Origin of the sequence: Mesorhizobium sp. M1A.F.Ca.ET.072.01.1.1 (genome assembly GCF_004023325.1) — a bacterium.
Classification (GTDB): domain Bacteria; phylum Pseudomonadota; class Alphaproteobacteria; order Rhizobiales; family Rhizobiaceae; genus Mesorhizobium.
In genome coordinates, this window is sequence record NZ_RZSF01000031.1 from 20888 (window position 1) to 37370 (window position 16483).

The window sequence follows — 16483 nt, forward strand, 5'->3', positions numbered from 1 at the left end:
GGTTCGGCTCATCAGCGGGGCGGGGAGCGGCGTCACGATCGTCACAGCGATGTTTAGGCAAACGGTCGCAGATAGCGCACCGGGCTGCATAGACAAATCAAGTGCGCGGTCCCGGAATTAGGTGGTTCGAGTTAATCTTGGGGTGGCTTCCTTGATTGTTCGGTTCATCCCTTGCTGGGTGTGGCTCAGTTCGCTCTGGACAGGAGGGTGTGTTGCCCGAGGTGGACGGAGCGAACCGAGCCACAGGTCGGCGATACCGCGGCCAGGCAGATGAAGGCAAGCGTAGAACGGTTTCGTTTGTAATGTAATTCGAAGCGCCGTGATTGCCAGCGCTTTCATAATATTAGATTCCGCGGTGTTCGCGGCTTACTTTCGACGGGCAGATCATCATGATCGACTCCTGTGTCAGCGTTCGTCAACATGCGGCCGTGGCAAAAAGGAGATGACGACGATGGTTGCTTGTTCCCGCGACGGGCCCACGACCAAGGATCACGTCGATGCCAAAGGCCGACCATTCGATCTCGTCCTAACTGCCTGGCAGGCACATGACCGCAAACCTGCCATGTGCAGCGCTCTCATCCGTCAGCTTGTCGAAAGCCAAGCCCCATAGAATCCAGCCGCCAGGCCGGCTCGAGCGGCTCGGAACAGGCAAAGGAGAATCGGATGGATCGCATTAAAACATCAATCCGTCCCGCGTCTCAGATTTCGCCCGCACAGACGACGCAGCCTTGCACAGCAGCAGAGCGGGCAGGCGAGCGTTCAGGAGCATCTGAACGCCTTGCAGCGGGGCCAGCATCGGCAAGCCGTTCCAAACAGCCGGCTTGCCCGGCGGCGGACCGGCTGTTGAATCGAGGGTGCTCCGCAAAGGGTGCACCTTCCACGTCGCAGACCCGTATCGACCTGCGCTCAATCAACAGGCGATTTGACCGGCACGCGCCATACGGTGTCCGCCGAGGCAGGCACCAAGCTGCCGTCGTGCAACAAACGCGCAGCCGCAAGCGCGGTCGCGAGCACCCGGACGAGGCGCTTTTTTTGTCGCTTACCCGCGCTCGGGCTGCAGCCAAGCTGAGCAGGAGTTCGATTGCGCTCGATATAACGGCGCTGCGCAAGTTCAGCACATGGCTTGACGAGAAGCACCGGGCGTTCGCGAACGTAAGGGCAACCTTCGCGGGCGACCACAGCAGCCTGACCGCCTCATGTCCGCCTGCATACTGATTACGAATAATCGCTAATGTAACGGGAAGCAGTAAACCAAGCGCTGGCCCGACCGCTAAATTGAAGCGAGTGATCCGCTCTGCAAAGCGGGGCGAGTCATGTGCCGGGGTTTCGGATTGGCATCGGTCGTCGCGGAATTGTAAGGGTGGAGCGCTAATCAGAATCGCACGAAGCGCCTGCATTCGATTTAAGGAAACTGCTATGCCATTTAGCGGGGAAGTGTTCACTCCCGAGGAAGTCGCGCTGCTTGGCCGCGTGTTTGATCGTACCGGCGTTCCTGCCGAATCCAGAACTGACCGGGAACAGCGGGCGCTCAACATCATCTTTCATTATCGAGCCGGCGTCACCGATGAGGCGGAACTCGAGCAATTGGCGAACAAGATAGCTTAGCGCGCCAGCCGCCAGCCATGGAATCGCCGCCAGATTAGGCGCATTCGTATTGCCGCCCAGGCTGCCCGGCGCCATACGCGCCTCGCGCGGCTTCGGAGCCGCTCCTTGCCATCTCTCGAATGGGGCTTTGGCGTCAGTCCAAGCCAGGCGGCGAAGTGACGGTCGACCGTGTGGATGAAGTAGAAGCGCAGCGCCGACACGATGCCTGTTCATGGTCGGGACCTGCATGCCGTCATCCTGCTGCCCGACCTGGAACCGGCGCAGATCGTCCGCTGTCGCCGTGTCCGGCGACCGGCCCAAGGAAGGTCGCGAACTCATGTCGTCGATCAACCGCTGCTGAAGCGGGCCGGCCGCAAGGGGTCTGGCCTACTACCTGCAAGCACGGCCAGAGCAGCTCCGGTTCGGAGGCAGCACCCGCTCGGTTGTGCTCGCGCCTTAGATCGAGGCTAACAGTCTAGCCAGCCGATGCCGCGGAAAGGGTAGGGGGACCTATCCGCCACCGCAGATAATAGGCGATACGCACCAGCTTGCTCGCCCCCGGTTAGGCGGCCTGAACTGCTACGCGCCGAACCACCGCTCCCTTACAATCGCATCGGCCAGGCCGGGGAGTGAAACCCGACAATGTCCGACAACCGACATGGTCCGTTTGGGTGCGGATGCGTTGCCCCGGAAGTCATTTCTGCTTGGCACGTTCCATGCTTACCCGATCTGTCGAACGCGTAGCGCACCAAGGAGCAAAACTTCATGACGATGTTCGCTGCAAACCCCGGCGGCTGGGTTTCCAAGGCCCTGCTGGTAACCATCTTAGCCTTCACCGGGATCAGGTCGCCAATGGCCGGCGAACGGTCGCCATCCGATTTCCTGCTCCACAATGGCATGGAAGTGGTCGTCATTCCTGACCATCGCGCGCCAGTCGTCACCCACATGGTCTGGTACAAGGTCGGCAGTGCCGACGAGCCGCCCGGCAAATCCGGCATCGCCCATTTCTTCGAGCATCTGATGTTCAAGGCAACCGCCCATCACACTGCCGGCGAGCTCGATCGCACGGTGTCCGAGATCGGCGGCTCCAAGAATGCCTTTACCTACTATGACTACACCGCTTTCCACGAGACGGTGCCGCCCTCGGCGCTCGAGCAGATGATGGGTTTCGAGGCCGACCGAATGCGCAACCTCATCCTCACCGATGACGTCGTCAAAACCGAGCGCGACGTGATCCTGGAGGAGCGCCGCTCGCGCATCGACAGTAATCCGCAGGCGGTGCTCGAAGAGGAGGTCGGTGCCACGCTCTGGCAGAATCAGCCCTATCGAATTTCGGTGATCGGCTGGATGCAGGAGATGGAACAGCTGAACCGAGAGGACGCGAAGGCGTTTTACGACGTCTACTACCACCCAAACAACGCGGTTCTGGTGGTGGCGGGCGACGTCGAACCGAATGCGGTGAAGGCGATGGCCGAACGCACCTACGGTAAGGTGGCGCGCGGGCCGGACCTGCCGCCGCGCATCCGCCCGGCGGAGCCCGAGCAGAATACCAGGCGCACTGTGACGCTCACCGACGCGCGTGTCTCCGTGCCGAGCTTTTCCACCCAGTGGGTTGTGCCGTCCTATCGCACGGCCAAGGAAGGCGAAGCCGAGGCGCTCGACCTGCTGGCCGAGATCCTGGGGGGCGATAACCGCAGCCGCCTTTACCAGCAGCTTGTGGTCAAGCAGGGCATCGCCGCCGAGGCCGCCGCCTTCTTCCATGGCACCATGCTCGACAACACCAACTTCACCGTCTATGGCGCACCGCGCGGCGATGCCAAGCTCGCCGATGTCGAAGCGGCGGTCGACGCCGAGATCGCCCGCATCGTCAAGGATGGCGTGACCGGCGACGAGTTGGAGCGCGCCAAGACCCGCTATGTCCGCTCGATGATCTTTGCCTGCGACAAGCAGAAAGACATGGCCAATATGTATGGCTCGACGCTCGCCACCGGCGGCAATGTGAAGGACGTCGAGGAATGGCCCGAGCGCATCCGCAAGGTCACCGCCGAGCAGGTGAAGCAAGTGGCCGCCCGCTACCTGGCGCTCGACCATTCGACCACCGGCTATCTTCTGCCGCAGCAACAGGTGGGGAATTGATGATGACCCTTGCCCTTGAACGGATGACCAGCGTTCCTTCCCCTGAAAGGCGAGAAGGAAAGGTATGCCGCGCCATCGCCACCCTGTGCTTTGCCCTGTTCTTCCTGCAGCTGCCGGCGCGTGACGCGCGCGCCGAGATGAACATCCAGGAGGTCAAGTCGAAGAAGGACGTCACCGCCTGGCTAGTGGAAGACCATTCGATACCGCTGATCGCCATCCGCTTCGTTTTCGATAGCGGCAGCGCGCAGGATCCAGCCGGCAAGGAGGGTCTGGCCAATCTGATGACCGGCCTGTTTGAAGAGGGCGCCGGCGACCTCGACAGCGAAGCCTTCCGTCGGAAGCTCGACGAGGCCGGCGCCGAGATGAGCTTCCAGGCGGCGCGCGACGGTACCTACGGCTCGATGCGCATGCTGTCGGAGGAGAAAGACGAGGCCTTCGAGCTGCTGAAGCTGGCGGTCAACAGCCCGCGCTTCGACCAGGCGCCGATCGACCGCATCCGCAGCCAGATTCTCTCCGGCATCCTCGCCAACGAGCGCGATCCCAACACGGTGGCGCAGCAGCGCTGGCTGCGCGCCCTCTATGGCCAGCATCCCTATGCGCGGCCGGACGAGGGCACCAAGGAGAGCTTGGCCACCATCACCTCCTCCGACATCAAGACTTTCCACAAGGCCAGTTTCGCCCGCCGCGGCCTGCATGTGGCTGTTGTCGGCGACATCGACGCCGCGACGCTGAGCGGCAAGCTGGACGAAGTATTCGGCGACCTGCCGCAGGCGGATACGCTCGCCCCCGTGGCCGACGTCACGCCCAGGCTCGGCCAGCAGTTGGAGGTGAATTACGACCTGCCGCAGACCTCGCTGCAGCTCGCCTGGCCGGGGGTGAAGCGTAGCTCACCCGACTTCTACGCCGCCGTGCTGATGAACGAGATCCTCGGCGGCTCGTCGTTTACCTCGCGGCTCTTCGAAGAAGTGCGCGAGAAGCGCGGTCTCGCCTACGGCGTCAGCTCCGATCTGGTCGACCATGATCATTCCAATGCGCTGGTGGTGGCGACCGCGACACGCTCCGACCGCGCCGCCGAGACGCTTGCCATCGTGCGCAAGGTGGTGAAGGAGATGGCCGAGAAGGGGCCGACCGAGGAGGAGCTCGCGGCGACTAAGAAATACCTGATCGGCTCGTTTGCAATTAACCACCTCAAGTCTTCAGATTCGATTGCGGCGACACTGGTCGGGCTGCAGCGCGACAATTTCGCCATGGACTATATCAAAAATCGCGCTGCGCTGATCGAAGCAGTATCTCTGGAGGATGTCAGGACGGAGGCTAGGAAGCTTCTGTCGGCCGATCCGACCGTCATGATCGTCGGGCCACCGCTCACCGATATTAAAGGATGAGCGGCAGCTTCCATGCTGGTTAGCAAGGCACCGAATCGCTTGAGCTTGCATCGCCCATGCGCAGCGTAATCGGCCGCGATACGGTCGTCTTCGAGCCATTGCGTTGCGCCGAGCGCCAGCCGATGCGCTGCAGCGCCTGCTTCGGCAGCCTGGCCCATTCCGGCAGCCTGGGAAAGTCCTGCCGTCTGGCGCCAGATCGGCCCAACGCCAGGGTGCGGGAACGACACCAGACGACGAGGCGGCGCTGGAATCAGCGCTCAGAAGCTCAAAGTCAGTCAATGCTGCGTGGCAAGCCGACGCCGGGAAGGCTGTGCCTCGGTTTTAAGCAATCGGAAGTGGCCGATCTACGATGTTGAGGCGTCAACTCAGCTGCCACAACTCGACTTATCATAGCGGGCCGCGGATCGCGTGCGCCGCAATTTCTTTCGTAAGCTCCGCCTAGACAGAAAGGCGGTGGCATTAGCGCGAGGAAATACCTAAGATGATCACTGTCGAGTCATCGCCCGTTGCCCGCCAGCATACCAGTGGTTGCGGCGGGGCCATGGTGTATCTCGGTGTTCTGGTCAGAGTAGCGGGTCTGGCCGCTATGGCTTTTCCTGCGGGCGGTACTTGCCCGCGTTGCCGCCAGCGTCCAGTGTCTTTCAGCCCGTATTCGGCATCGCCGCCGCGTGCCGGCTGAGGCATAGATAAGATTGCTATAGCTCACATTTTTTGCTATCATGAGTTATAGAAAGGCGCTCTATAGCTCATGGCATGGAATTGGGAGCAGGCCGACTGGCCGCATTTTACCTACGACAAGATGGCACTGGACCCGCTGGAAAGCGAGTTCCTATTGCGATCGGGCGAGTTCCTGGGCGTGTTTCGCCATGTCGGCCCCGATGACCGCGACCAGATACGCATCGATCTAATCAGCGAAGAGGCCTTGAAGACATCGGAGATCGAGGGGGAGTATCTCAACCGGGCAAGCCTGCAATCATCCTTGCGGCAGCAGCTTGGGCTCGGAGGCGAGAATAGGCGCATCCCGCCCGCCGAGCGGGGCATCGCCCAAATGATGGCCGACGTGTATCTGCATTTTGCCAACCCGCTTTCGCACCGCACGCTCTATGCTTGGCACAAGATGGTGATGTCCGGCGAGCGGCGCATCGGGACTATCGGCAACTATCGCCAGCATGCCGATGCCATGCAGATCGTCTCTAACCGGCTGGACAAACCCAAAGTGCATTTCGAGGCGCCGCCCTCATTGCGCGTGAAAGCCGAGATGGAGGCCTTTACCATTTGGTTCAACGATACCGCGCCCAAGGGCAAGACTCCGCTTCCCGCGCTCACACGCGCTGGTATCGCGCACCTTTATTTCGAGAGCATCCATCCGTTCGAAGACGGCAACGGCCGCATAGGACGTGCCCTTTGCGAAAAGGCGCTGGCGCAAAATCTGGGCGAGCCGAGCCTTATCGCCCTGGCCTACACGATCGAGCGTCGCCGCAAGGCCTATTACGATCATTTGGAGGCCAGCAACAAAAACAACGCAATCACCGATTGGCTGATCTACTTCGCCAGCACGATCCTAGAAGCGCAGCGCGTAACGCTCGCCCGCGTCGAATTCTCCGTTGCCAAGGCCAAGTTCTACGAGCACCACCGGGGGCAGTTCAACGAACGCCAGGAAAAAGCCGTCGCCCGGATGTTCCGGGAAGGTATCTACGGCTTTAAAGGAGGCCTCAGCGCCGAGAATTATATCGCCATCACTCAGGCATCCCGCGCCACGGCAACAAGGGACTTGCAGGACTTGGTGGCTAAAGGTGCGCTAACAAAAACCGGTGAACTCCGGCACACACGTTATACGCTGAATATTCGCGATGATCGCGCGTAAGCCCATCAGCGAATGAAGAGGAAGACTGTTAAAGAACCTGCTTGCCTCAATATCGGCGAATGGCGAGCAGCTACCCGGCAGGAAGTAGTGGAATGGATTACGCGCGACAGGAAATCTAAGAAAAAGAAAGGCGGCGCCATTCTCGCGGTTCGGTCGCGGCTCAGGCCGGTAGATATCTACTGTTATCTGAAGGCTCGCTTTGGCGCACCGAACGGTTTTCAAAACTTCCTGCGCAAGGATGACAGCGATAACTGGATACACTGGGACTACAACCTCAAGGCCGGCCAGACCGACGTGTATATCTGCGGCATGTCGCGCGAAGTTCATATCATGGTCGGCGATGCGCTCACGCACAAGCAGTGGCGGGACCTGATTGTCGGCATCAGAAATGATTATGCGAGAATCGGCCCGCAGAAATCCGCGGTGCTGCAAAGCCTGGAAAAATTCGTCGTCTTTCAGAATAAGTTCGTCAGTATCGCAGGCCTGTGCGCCGATTTGCACGCAGCCATTCTTGATGCTCCGGCAAAGACGGCTTTTCCGAAAAGATCGCCGACTGCCAAATCGCGGCTGAAAACTTTAGAAAAAGCCATGCAAGGCGTATCCGCACGCGCAAACGATCTCTTTGGCAACTGTCTAAAGCTCCACCTTCTGATGCCGGTTATGGCCGAGGCCTACATCAATATGGTGATCCTCATGTTCACGCGCGATGAAATCCGAAACGCCCCGGAAGCCTATCAGGCCTTTATACGGGCCAAGATCCCTGACCGCCTCGCGCTGCTCAGCCAGCATTGCGATGGCTTTGCACGCGATATCGACAAAAGCACCAACGCTTATGCGCATTTCATGCGCGTAATCGACAAGAGAAATTTCGCATTGCACGGTAATGTCGATCCTATCCGCGAGCAGATCGAGGTGGTCTATTTCGACGGCAGGCGCCCGCTCTTCAATACGCCGGGAAACCATGTCGAAAGGTTCTTCGAGCATCTCGAAGCGATTCATCGGCCCGAAGAGGTCGTGTCGGATTACGAGGCCGTTCACGCATTTCTGTGGGAAATTTCGGAATGCCTGAAGCCTCGCACGCAGGCGTTCTTCAAGCAGGTCATTGAGGATGCATATCCCGGGTTCGAAGTGCATAAGAAACGGGCTACCCGTATCCTGCCCGACCATGTGATGATGGGTATGTTGCCAAGTATGCTCTACGACGACGACCTCGATGTTAAGTGGTGAGCGAGGAGAGCGTATTCTTTGGCCCAATAGCCCGAACCTGACACAAGAATTAGCGCGACATGACAAACATGATTGGAACGCCCAGGGCGACCAAAGACGCGCTCTCTCGAAAATATATTCGACGACTTGCGTCTTCTCGCGCAGATCGCCGGGGTCTTGCATGATATGTCTGCCATCATGTATCGCGATTGGATCGTTGCTATTGACTTGCGAGAAGGCAAGGTCGCCGACGATCCAGAAATGCGCCCCAACCTCCGCCATCGGTCTCAGTTCTTCCGCTTCCTGAAAGCGGACAGGTAACTTCGTTAGTTTGGAGGTGGCGACAGGGCCAAAAGCGAACGTTCCTCAGCGCTCTGAATCGATGACTTGACCGGGATCGGGCGAACGGCCCGAGATAGCTCAGGCCGTTCGCCTCAGTCGACATGGACACGATCGCAAGACTGTTGAGCCAAAGCGGCTTCAAGATCGGCGACAGTGGCGCTGTCGGGGTCAAGAATCTGAATTATGTCCGGGCCATAGCGGCTTGATCGCCGTGCAGGTGTGCACTCTCGCCTCGATCAGCCCGCGCCTTCGCCTGCGCCGACCAGCGCCGGCGCTGCGGCTCGCCTCCAGGCGGTTCGGAACCGACTCAAGGACATGGAAACTTCTATCAGCAGTCATAGGCGCAGACATAGAAATTGACACCTAAGCGAGTGCTCCTTGCAAATGTGTTGAACGTAAACTACGTTATGTTCAACACAGGAGGTTGGCATGGGTGCTCAAATCCATACTGCTGCAGACAGCGAAGCAAAGGTCGCGCTGACCCGTAACAAGCTCGTCCTTGAGCAGGCGAGGGCCATTGGTCTGCTCGGCTCTGCTAAGAACACGCGTTTGTCGGGGCGTGTACCGTCGGACCTGATCGCCGCGGCCAAGAAGCGCGCCCACGTCACTTCGGACACCGAGTTGTTGGAGCTTGCGCTGTCGCGCCTGGCGCTGGAGGACGATTTCGGGGCTCGTCTCGTCAAGCGCAAAGGCAGTATTCCCTCGGATATCGACCTTGGGATTTGATCTTTCCGAAACTCTGCGAGCACTCAAGCCCCAGAAACGCCAGGGAACGCTCGCGCGCCGGGCGGATGACGATCTGCCATGGAGCGACGACGAACCGATTATCGGCGGTCCATTGTTTCTGGACACCACCGTCTATCTGGATGTTCTGCAGGGTCGATCGCCGGCAGGGGTGGATACGCTTTTAACGTATAGGCTATGCCACCATTCGGCGGTGAGCCTTTCCGAGTTGACACACCTGTTCGGCCGACTGGATCCGAAGCATACCTCTACGAAGGCTGTTCTGGAAACGATCCAAGCCACGATCGCGGACGTACCAGAGCACAGACTTCATGCCCCAGATACTGCCATCTGGGGGCAAGCCGGCATCCTCGCTGGTCTGCTCTTCCGAATGAGCAATTTGCCAAAGGGCGAAGGTCACGAACGCAAGTTCCTCAACGACGCTCTGGTTTTCCTGCAGGCACGGCAACTGGGTGCAAGCGTACTCACGGGAAACATCCGGGACTTCGACTTTCTTTCCCAACTCGTTCCGACAGGGCGCATTGTTCTGTACCGCACCCCAACGTCGCGATCCGTATGAATTGGGGATGGTTCAGATCGTTCTAGATGACCAGTACGGCGCATTGCCGCCATTCCAAATGGTTGGAAACGGTCAAGTCGGGCCACCTCCGATGGAAAACGTCCCTTATTGCCACCCAAAGACGTGAAGCTGCCATTCGGTTTTCGGCCCGTCTCGGTCGTTCGGCGGGCAACCGTTGAGATCGCGCTCCTTCGATCGTCGAAGCCGTTGCGACCGTCGCGCTGCACCAGGCGCTCTCCTTAATCGCACAGGAGGGCGGGCTTTGCGCTGATCGCCTTTTCGAAGCGTTATGCTCGGGTGGTCCGCTTTCCGCTTTGGGAAAGGGCGATTACATAGAGCTGCTGCGCGGCATGGCTTCGGCGGACAATCGGCTGCTGGAGCAGGCGCCGGATGGTACGACCATGCTAGGGAAATCGGGGAGCAGCCTACGGCTGGCCGCGACTTTTACGCCGTGTTTTCGACGGACGAGGAGTGGCGGATCGTCTGCGGCGGGCGCACCCTTGGCGCCATCCCGATCTCGAACCCGGCCGCCGTCGAAGTCGTGATCGCGTTCGCAGGGCAGCGCTGGCGCATCGCCGTTCAGGCTCCTATCCGCCCTTGATCGTTGATCTTCCTGATCGATCCAAGGTCTTGCGATTTGTCCTTTTTGCTGCGCCTATTCCCAAGTCAGGTGTTAACTGTCTTGGGCAGACCAACGCTGCAACCGATACGAAGGAGAATTCATGGCCACTGGGACTGTAAAATGGTTCAACAGCACGAAAGGTTACGGATTTATCCAGCCCGATGGGGGTGGCGCTGATGTGTTCGTTCACATTTCCGCCGGGGAGCGTGCGGGTCTTTCGACACTCGTTGATGGGCAAAAGGTCAAATACGAGATCGAGCAGGACCGCCGCACCGGGAAATCCTCAGCCGGCAGTCTCAGCAAAGCAAGCTGACTGGCTCTTGCACATGTATACGAGCCGAGGGCGAGCGCGGCGCCCGCAGACGAACCTCGATCGGCAGAAGCCCTGGACAAGCTGTGGAACACAGAGCGAAAGGCGGGTGACCCCCGCCTTTCAAGTCAGTACGCCGAACAACGATCAGCCCACGCCGTTTTTGCGGGACCTCTTTGCAGGGGCAGCCTGCTTTGTCTGATCAGGCTTTCGACCGAGCCCCAAGGTCTTGGCTAAAGCAGAGCGAGCCGCGGCATAATTCGGGGCAACCATCGGGTAGTCTGCGGGCAGGCCCCACTTGACGCGGTATTGGTCAGGCGTGAGGCCATGGTGGGTCGCGAGATGCCGCTTCAGCGACTTGAACCTCTTTCCGTCCTCCAGGCTGATGATGTAGTCGGGCGTGACCGATTTCTTGATGGGAACGGCAGGCGGGCGGGCTTCGGGCTCCGCGACCGGGGCGCCCAGCGTGCCCTTCAACGCGGCATGCACCTGGTCGATCAGGCCCGGAAGCTCGCCAACGGGGACCGGATTGTTCGACACGTACGCCGACACGACGTCCGCGGTAAGCTCTATGAGAGCGGCAGTATTGTTCTCGACTTCTTCTGTCACGGAGTGCTCCTAGTTGGGTGACGTAGGCAAAGAAGCGCTTCATTAATGAAGCCAGCTACAGAACGCAATGAATGTTGTGTGAGGTCTCTCCTCAATACCGGCTTCTCCAACCGACACCCAAGGCATACGCGCTAGTCACACCTTAAACCTGTAGCAGAACGGTTCATTGGCCCTACGGCCCTCGATGGACAGGTATGCCGCCAGAACATTCCGTCTTAGCTTTGGAGCAGCCAACGAAAATTACTTCGGTTCAGCACTTATAATGCCCTGATCCTGCCACTCTCCAGAGGCAATTGCGCCGAGGAGAAGTCTCCAACTAACCGTGCACGAACAGAGAGGGTTGCCAAATGAGCAGGGCGGCGCGCGCGGACGCGGCTTCGGTTTCGTCGGCGACATTCGCGCCGCTGGAGAACCCCACGTTTCGCGCAATCTGGCTCGCGGCACAGCTGTCCGGTCTGGGCTGGCTGTTTCAGACGGTTGCGGTCAGTTGGTTGATGGCGACTATCTCGACATCGGACGTAATGGTGGCCCTGGTGCAGACCTCAACGACGTTGCCCGTTTTCATCCTTTCGATCTTCGCCGGGGCCATCGCCGATAATTTCAGCCGCCGCACCGTCATGGCGCTGGGCTGGTGCGTGATCGCTGTGTCGTCGATCATGTTGACCGCGCTTGTCGGGCTGGGATTCTACAATCCATGGCTGATCCTCGCCTTCAGCTGCCTGGCCGGATGCGGCGCTGCCTTCACTGATCCGGCCTGGCATGCTTCCGTCGGAGACATCCTGCGAAAGCGCGAAGTTCCGGCCGCGGTCACGCTGATTTCGGTAGGCTACAATGCCATGCGAAGCATCGGTCCGGCGCTCGGCGGCGTTGTAGTCGCCTCCTTCGGACCACTGACGGCTTTTGCACTGGCGACGCTAACCTATGTGGCAATGCTGTGGGCGATAGGACTCAATAAATGGAACGGTCGCTCTTCGCCTCTTCCCCGTGAGCCATTGACCACCGCCATTCACGATGGTGCCCGGTTCACCGCGCTGTCAGGTGAGATCAAGGCGGCAATCGCGCGTGGAACTCTGTTCGGACTGACGAGCATTTCCATCCTCGCGCTACTGCCTCTCGTTGCTCGCGACCAACTCGAGGGAGGGCCGATCGCCTATGGTGTCCTGATGGCCGGATTTGGCGTGGGCGCCTTGTGCGCCGGCATTTCCAACAACGCGCTGAGACGGGCGCTGTCACAGGAGCGGCTGACGACGCTCGCATGCATCGCCTGCGCCGCCTGCTGCCTGGCGCTTGCCTTCACGCCTTCGCTGGGTGTGGCGGCTATCGCCTTGACGCTGGGAGGTGCGGGCTGGGTCGTCACCTGGACGGGGCTTGACGTCAGCGTACAACTGTCGAGCCCGCGGTGGGTGGTTGGCCGCACGCTCTCGATCTACTCGGCCCTCTCGTCGGGAGGCGTCGCGGCCGGAAGCTGGCTGTGGGGCGTGGTGGCCGAAAACTATTCGCTCGCGCTGGCGCTGGAGATCTCTGCGGGCGCTCTCTTGTTGGTCGCCGCCACCGGATTGCTGCTCCCGATCCGCCAGTGGAAAGAGGCCGACCAGGATTCACTTGGCTTCGAAACGCCAGCGCTCGCCCTCGACCTGAAGTCGAGAAGCGGCCCGATTGTCGTCAAGATCGAGTACCCGATACCGGAGGCCAATGTCGAAGCTTTCCTGGACCTGATGCGGGAGCGCCGACGGGTGCAGAGCCGGGCCGGCGCCCGGCACTGGAACCTCCAGCGCGACCTCCAGGAACCCTCGCATTGGACGGAGACATTCCGCACGCCGACCTGGATGGACTACCTTCGCCTCAACCACCGCCTGACCGCGGAGGACAAGGAGGTGGACCAGCGCCTCCTCGAACTGCAGGCGGGAGATCTGCCGCCCCGCACGAGGCTTGCGATCGAGCGGCCGACCGGGGCACCGCGAAGGCGGGAGCAGTCGGGGAGCTTCTTTTTCCGACGGTGATCTAGTCTCGATTTGGTAATCGCTAACTGCTCGAAGCGCAGGCATCATGAAGGACGGCAAAGGCCGCCGCGAAGTTCCATGGAGATAGAGCGTGGCTGGGGAATCGCTATCCACAGCTCTACAAGCCGAACAGTGGTGCCAACGACGCGCACGCTGCGGTCCCGCGCCGAAGCGCCTCCGGGCGCTCCGCCGTGCCGTCGTATGTCGCTCAAGTTTTAGACAGATCAGCGAAACACAACGGGCGGACCAGTCAATCGGCTGTCCATTCAATTCAATTCTGCGGGGTGTTCAGCTGGCGTGGCTGCGGGCCGCGTTGCGGGCGCGTTTCCGGTTCTCGCTCCGGATCGATGCCTAGGATTAGATCCCGACGGATTTTTCGATTGTACATGCAAGAGACACGAATTCCTTCGTGCTTTCCCACTGCGGGTAACGCCATCTGTGCCAACAAGAGCATTAAGGACGCTTCGGTTTGGGGGAATGTTCCCCGGCTTGGCCGCTGCCTGAATCGGCATCGTGCTTGCCGTTGCCGGCGAGTGCAACCTGCGCCGGAGTCTGGTCCTGAAGTACCCAGACCATCAGCCTCATCTTCGCCACCCTCCTAAAATACCGGACACCGAGATTTGATCGGAGTTTGTATGATGATTAGATTCGTTGTTGCGGCAGGTGCCTTGGCGCTGGTCGGCTCGCTCGCCATCCCGGCGGCGGCGCAAGAGACGTTCCATGGCTACGACTGCACGGATGATTGCTCCGGGCATGAGGCCGGCTACAGTTGGGCGGCAAGGAACGACATCAGTGACGAACGAGATTGCAACGGCGACAGCCAATCTTTCAATGAAGGCTGCCAGGCGTATGTCGAAGAGCAGGCGAATAATGCAGGTCGGAACCAGCCCGACGATGAAAACGAGGACGAGGATAGCGACGAATAGGGATAAGCTCGAGCTGTCTCTTGGTGCATTACGGTCAAGGCTGTCAGGCACGTGCCCAGCGGCAAGCTTCGAAACGGCGTCTCTGCTCAAGCGCAGAGCAGATTGGAGCAGTCGACGGAATCGCCGATCGTTCGTGCTGCCGCGGAATCGAGACGAAACCGTCAGATGCCGCATCTGTTGTGGCGCGCGTCAGCAGTGTCCAGCCCTGGGATGTAATCTGCTACTGTGCCCGCCCATGCCGATTGGACGATTCAACGCAAAGGCCGGGGGACACCCAGTGGGAATCAGAAAGCTCTGGCGAGACTCTATCGCGGCGTTCCGGGCAGGACGGGCGGGCGGAGAAGCGCTACGGGAATTTCAGGACGAACAAGAGATTCAGCGGCTCGGCGCCCAGTGGGGCAAGGCCAAGACACCTGCCGAGCGGGAGGCCGCCGGCTTAGAGGCCGTCAAATATGTGATCTATGGAGCTAAAGGTGAGTCCAGAGGGCCCCATTTAGCTGAAGAAGAAGAACTGCAATGGTCGGACAACCCCGGCGCGCGCGAAGCCTATCTGATCAAAAGATGGAACAATCCATATTTTGGGCCGTCCAGGCGAGCAGTTTCGACAGAAGAGCTTTCCGAAGCTAGGAAGACCGATCGCGACAAGTTCCTGGTCGCGCAGAACTCGTTGTCCGGTCTAGCAAAGGAAATTGGGGAACTGCCCTCGCCAATGACAGTCGGCGACCTGCATAAAGCCCGGCAAAGCCTCGATGAACTCGTCCAATTTGCCTTGAGCGTCGGTGGGGCAGCCAAAGAGGTGGCGGTAAAGGCTGACCAAATCCGCGATGCGGTCGTCTTAGCCATAGGTGAGGCGTTTTCAGGTGACACGGAAAAGTTAGAAAAGCTTGAGAGCGCGGATGCCTATCACAAGGACCATGTCCGAAAATTCCATTTGCCGATCGTGGCCGGTATCATCGGCATTGAGAGGATCATCCCTGATGACGAGCTGGTTCCGGCGCTCGTTTCCGAAGATCCGGCCACAATTTCAATTCTCCTTGATCTACTGCCCGAGGACGACCGCGTGGTGATGCAGGCAGCCGCTATGAAGCTGATCCTAAGGGTTCTGGAGGAAGGCTACATCGATCCCCAGCTCGACAAAAAGCTGGCCGTTCTTGCGCGTGAATAACCTGCAGTCGAGATCGACCGAGTCCAGCCGATCCGAATCCCAAGCAAAGCCCGAGGGTTGAAGGCGACCCGATTGACGCTACCCTCTACAGCAAGAACCACCAGATCTCCCGACGGGACTAATCTATCCTGTCTCAAACGAAAAGAGACAGGGCGGGGTATGCGCTGCACAGGACTAAAACGAGCGGCTCCAAGCCTGTTGCGAGCATTGCGAGAAGACTGGGATCAAACATGGTCTATAGCACTAGCCTACACCCATTGCGAAGCGGCTCAGAGGTCATCCGGCTTGAGGCTGCATAGGATGGGGGCGGCAAAAAGGCCTGCGATCGACAAAAAACCAACCGTTGCAACTAAAACCTTTTCGGGGTTGCCCTGGTGTGCTGGATTAGTTATTGCGCACCTGCGGCTCGGTTAGCTCTGTCCCACCTCGGCTTGAAGCGCGTCGGGGACCTCCTGGGAGGATGAGCAAACCGGGCCGCCCCCCGTTCAAGGTCGTCGAAAAGCGCTCTGTTATAGGGCCAGAAAGCGGCTTGGGCTCTAGCGGGGGTGCACCAGGGCTACCGGCCTAGCCGACGAGCTTTAAGCAGTAGCAACGCTGGCCGATTCGCATGTTTATCAGAGTTCGCCGTCTCGGCACCATGCGAACGCAAGAATGCCATTCATAGCCATGCCACCGTGACTTTCCCGCGCGCCGCGCTGCCGTATGTCCTCCTCCAAGTTCCGGAAGCATCGCTTTCTATTCCCATGCAGTCCTTCAGGATCGAGTACGACCGTGGCTGACCGTGCGACCTGATTACAGTACGGTCCCGGTCTAACGTACTCGCGTCGGTCACACCGTTCGCACGTCAGTTCAGTCGGCCCTTGTCCCTTGGCCAAATGCAAGGGTTTGCTCCGGCGGCTCTCAGATTCTGCTCAGCTGTCATAGCGCGTCAGTTTGTTGTCAGGTCAGCCAAGCTAAGTTCCGCCTCAAGCGAGCAATGGTTGTTAGGTGATGTTGAAGGTGATTGCGACCTCCCGACTGCGAGCGAAAGG

Annotated in this window: 14 protein-coding genes and 1 pseudogene; 11 read left to right on the forward strand and 4 right to left on the reverse strand. The window is 59.7% G+C overall.

The window, feature by feature from the left end; translation table 11 throughout:
* Positions 1-359 precede the first annotated feature (359 nt).
* A pseudogene (locus EOA32_RS39705) lies at positions 360-556 on the forward strand (IS5/IS1182 family transposase); the annotation flags it as partial.
* 350 nt (positions 557-906) lie between these two features.
* On the opposite strand, the gene EOA32_RS07310 reads toward EOA32_RS39705, so the two are convergent.
* The 3 genes from EOA32_RS07310 to EOA32_RS39710 form a co-directional block, all read right to left on the reverse strand.
* Positions 907-1137, reverse strand: a complete 231-nt coding sequence (locus EOA32_RS07310) for a hypothetical protein (protein ID WP_128371328.1) — start codon at positions 1135-1137, stop codon at positions 907-909.
* A gap of 231 nt (positions 1138-1368) precedes the next feature.
* On the reverse strand, positions 1369-1680 hold the full coding sequence (locus tag EOA32_RS38440) for a hypothetical protein (RefSeq protein WP_189406971.1): 312 nt from the start codon (positions 1678-1680) through the stop codon (positions 1369-1371).
* Positions 1602-1805 carry a transposase gene (locus tag EOA32_RS39710; protein WP_245499193.1) on the reverse strand — a complete coding sequence of 68 codons (204 nt, stop codon included), beginning with the start codon at positions 1803-1805 and terminating at the stop codon, positions 1602-1604. Before EOA32_RS39710 ends, EOA32_RS38440 begins: the two co-directional genes overlap by 79 nt.
* Positions 1806-2436: 631 nt before the next feature.
* Between EOA32_RS39710 and EOA32_RS07325 the strand changes: the two genes are divergently transcribed.
* From EOA32_RS07325 to EOA32_RS07355, 7 genes are all read left to right on the forward strand, one after another.
* Positions 2437-3720, forward strand: coding sequence for a pitrilysin family protein (locus tag EOA32_RS07325; protein WP_245499195.1), 1284 nt, complete (start codon positions 2437-2439; stop codon positions 3718-3720).
* 2 nt (positions 3721-3722) lie between these two features.
* Positions 3723-5105 (forward strand): pitrilysin family protein, encoded by a 1383-nt coding sequence (locus EOA32_RS07330; RefSeq protein WP_348632194.1) that lies wholly within the window; start codon positions 3723-3725, stop codon positions 5103-5105.
* 748 nt (positions 5106-5853) lie between these two features.
* Positions 5854-6969: a Fic family protein gene (locus EOA32_RS07335; RefSeq protein WP_128371331.1), complete on the forward strand. Its 1116-nt coding sequence runs from the start codon at positions 5854-5856 to the stop codon at positions 6967-6969.
* Positions 6970-6981: 12 nt separating this feature from the next.
* Positions 6982-8196: a hypothetical protein gene (locus tag EOA32_RS07340; protein WP_128371332.1), complete on the forward strand. Its 1215-nt coding sequence runs from the start codon at positions 6982-6984 to the stop codon at positions 8194-8196.
* A 750-nt stretch (positions 8197-8946) separates the two neighbouring features.
* Positions 8947-9243, forward strand: coding sequence for a hypothetical protein (locus EOA32_RS07345; protein ID WP_071072867.1), 297 nt, complete (start codon positions 8947-8949; stop codon positions 9241-9243).
* The gene (locus EOA32_RS07350; RefSeq protein ID WP_128371333.1) at positions 9233-9820 is read left to right on the forward strand and encodes a hypothetical protein; all 588 of its coding nucleotides are present in this window, start codon (positions 9233-9235) and stop codon (positions 9818-9820) included. Before EOA32_RS07345 ends, EOA32_RS07350 begins: the two co-directional genes overlap by 11 nt.
* Before the next feature lie 722 nt (positions 9821-10542).
* Positions 10543-10755: a cold-shock protein gene (locus EOA32_RS07355; RefSeq protein WP_128371334.1), complete on the forward strand. Its 213-nt coding sequence runs from the start codon at positions 10543-10545 to the stop codon at positions 10753-10755.
* Positions 10756-10899: 144 nt separating this feature from the next.
* On the opposite strand, the gene EOA32_RS07360 is transcribed toward EOA32_RS07355, so the two are convergent.
* On the reverse strand, positions 10900-11361 hold the full coding sequence (locus EOA32_RS07360) for a MucR family transcriptional regulator (RefSeq protein ID WP_128371335.1): 462 nt from the start codon (positions 11359-11361) through the stop codon (positions 10900-10902).
* 347 nt (positions 11362-11708) lie between these two features.
* On the opposite strand from EOA32_RS07360, the gene EOA32_RS07365 reads away from it, so the two are divergent.
* The 3 genes from EOA32_RS07365 (at position 11709) to EOA32_RS07375 (ending at position 15452) form a co-directional block, all read left to right on the forward strand.
* The gene (locus EOA32_RS07365) at positions 11709-13361 is read left to right on the forward strand and encodes an MFS transporter (protein WP_128371336.1); all 1653 of its coding nucleotides are present in this window, start codon (positions 11709-11711) and stop codon (positions 13359-13361) included.
* A 668-nt stretch (positions 13362-14029) separates the two neighbouring features.
* Positions 14030-14287 carry a hypothetical protein gene (locus EOA32_RS07370; protein ID WP_245499194.1) on the forward strand — a complete coding sequence of 86 codons (258 nt, stop codon included), beginning with the start codon at positions 14030-14032 and terminating at the stop codon, positions 14285-14287.
* A 277-nt stretch (positions 14288-14564) separates the two neighbouring features.
* On the forward strand, positions 14565-15452 hold the full coding sequence (locus tag EOA32_RS07375) for a hypothetical protein (RefSeq protein ID WP_128371337.1): 888 nt from the start codon (positions 14565-14567) through the stop codon (positions 15450-15452).
* Positions 15453-16483 lie beyond the last annotated feature (1031 nt).

Coding starts and splice junctions, on each gene's coding strand:
- EOA32_RS38440 (WP_189406971.1), bottom strand. CDS start 1,680: ATGGCGCCGGGCAGCCTGGGCGGCAATACGAATGCGCCTAATCTGGCG.
- EOA32_RS07325 (WP_245499195.1), top strand. CDS start 2,437: ATGGCCGGCGAACGGTCGCCATCCGATTTCCTGCTCCACAATGGCATG.
- EOA32_RS07330 (WP_348632194.1), top strand. CDS start 3,723: ATGACCCTTGCCCTTGAACGGATGACCAGCGTTCCTTCCCCTGAAAGG.
- EOA32_RS07335 (WP_128371331.1), top strand. CDS start 5,854: ATGGCATGGAATTGGGAGCAGGCCGACTGGCCGCATTTTACCTACGAC.
- EOA32_RS07340 (WP_128371332.1), top strand. CDS start 6,982: ATGAAGAGGAAGACTGTTAAAGAACCTGCTTGCCTCAATATCGGCGAA.
- EOA32_RS07345 (WP_071072867.1), top strand. CDS start 8,947: ATGGGTGCTCAAATCCATACTGCTGCAGACAGCGAAGCAAAGGTCGCG.
- EOA32_RS07355 (WP_128371334.1), top strand. CDS start 10,543: ATGGCCACTGGGACTGTAAAATGGTTCAACAGCACGAAAGGTTACGGA.
- EOA32_RS07365 (WP_128371336.1), top strand. CDS start 11,709: ATGAGCAGGGCGGCGCGCGCGGACGCGGCTTCGGTTTCGTCGGCGACA.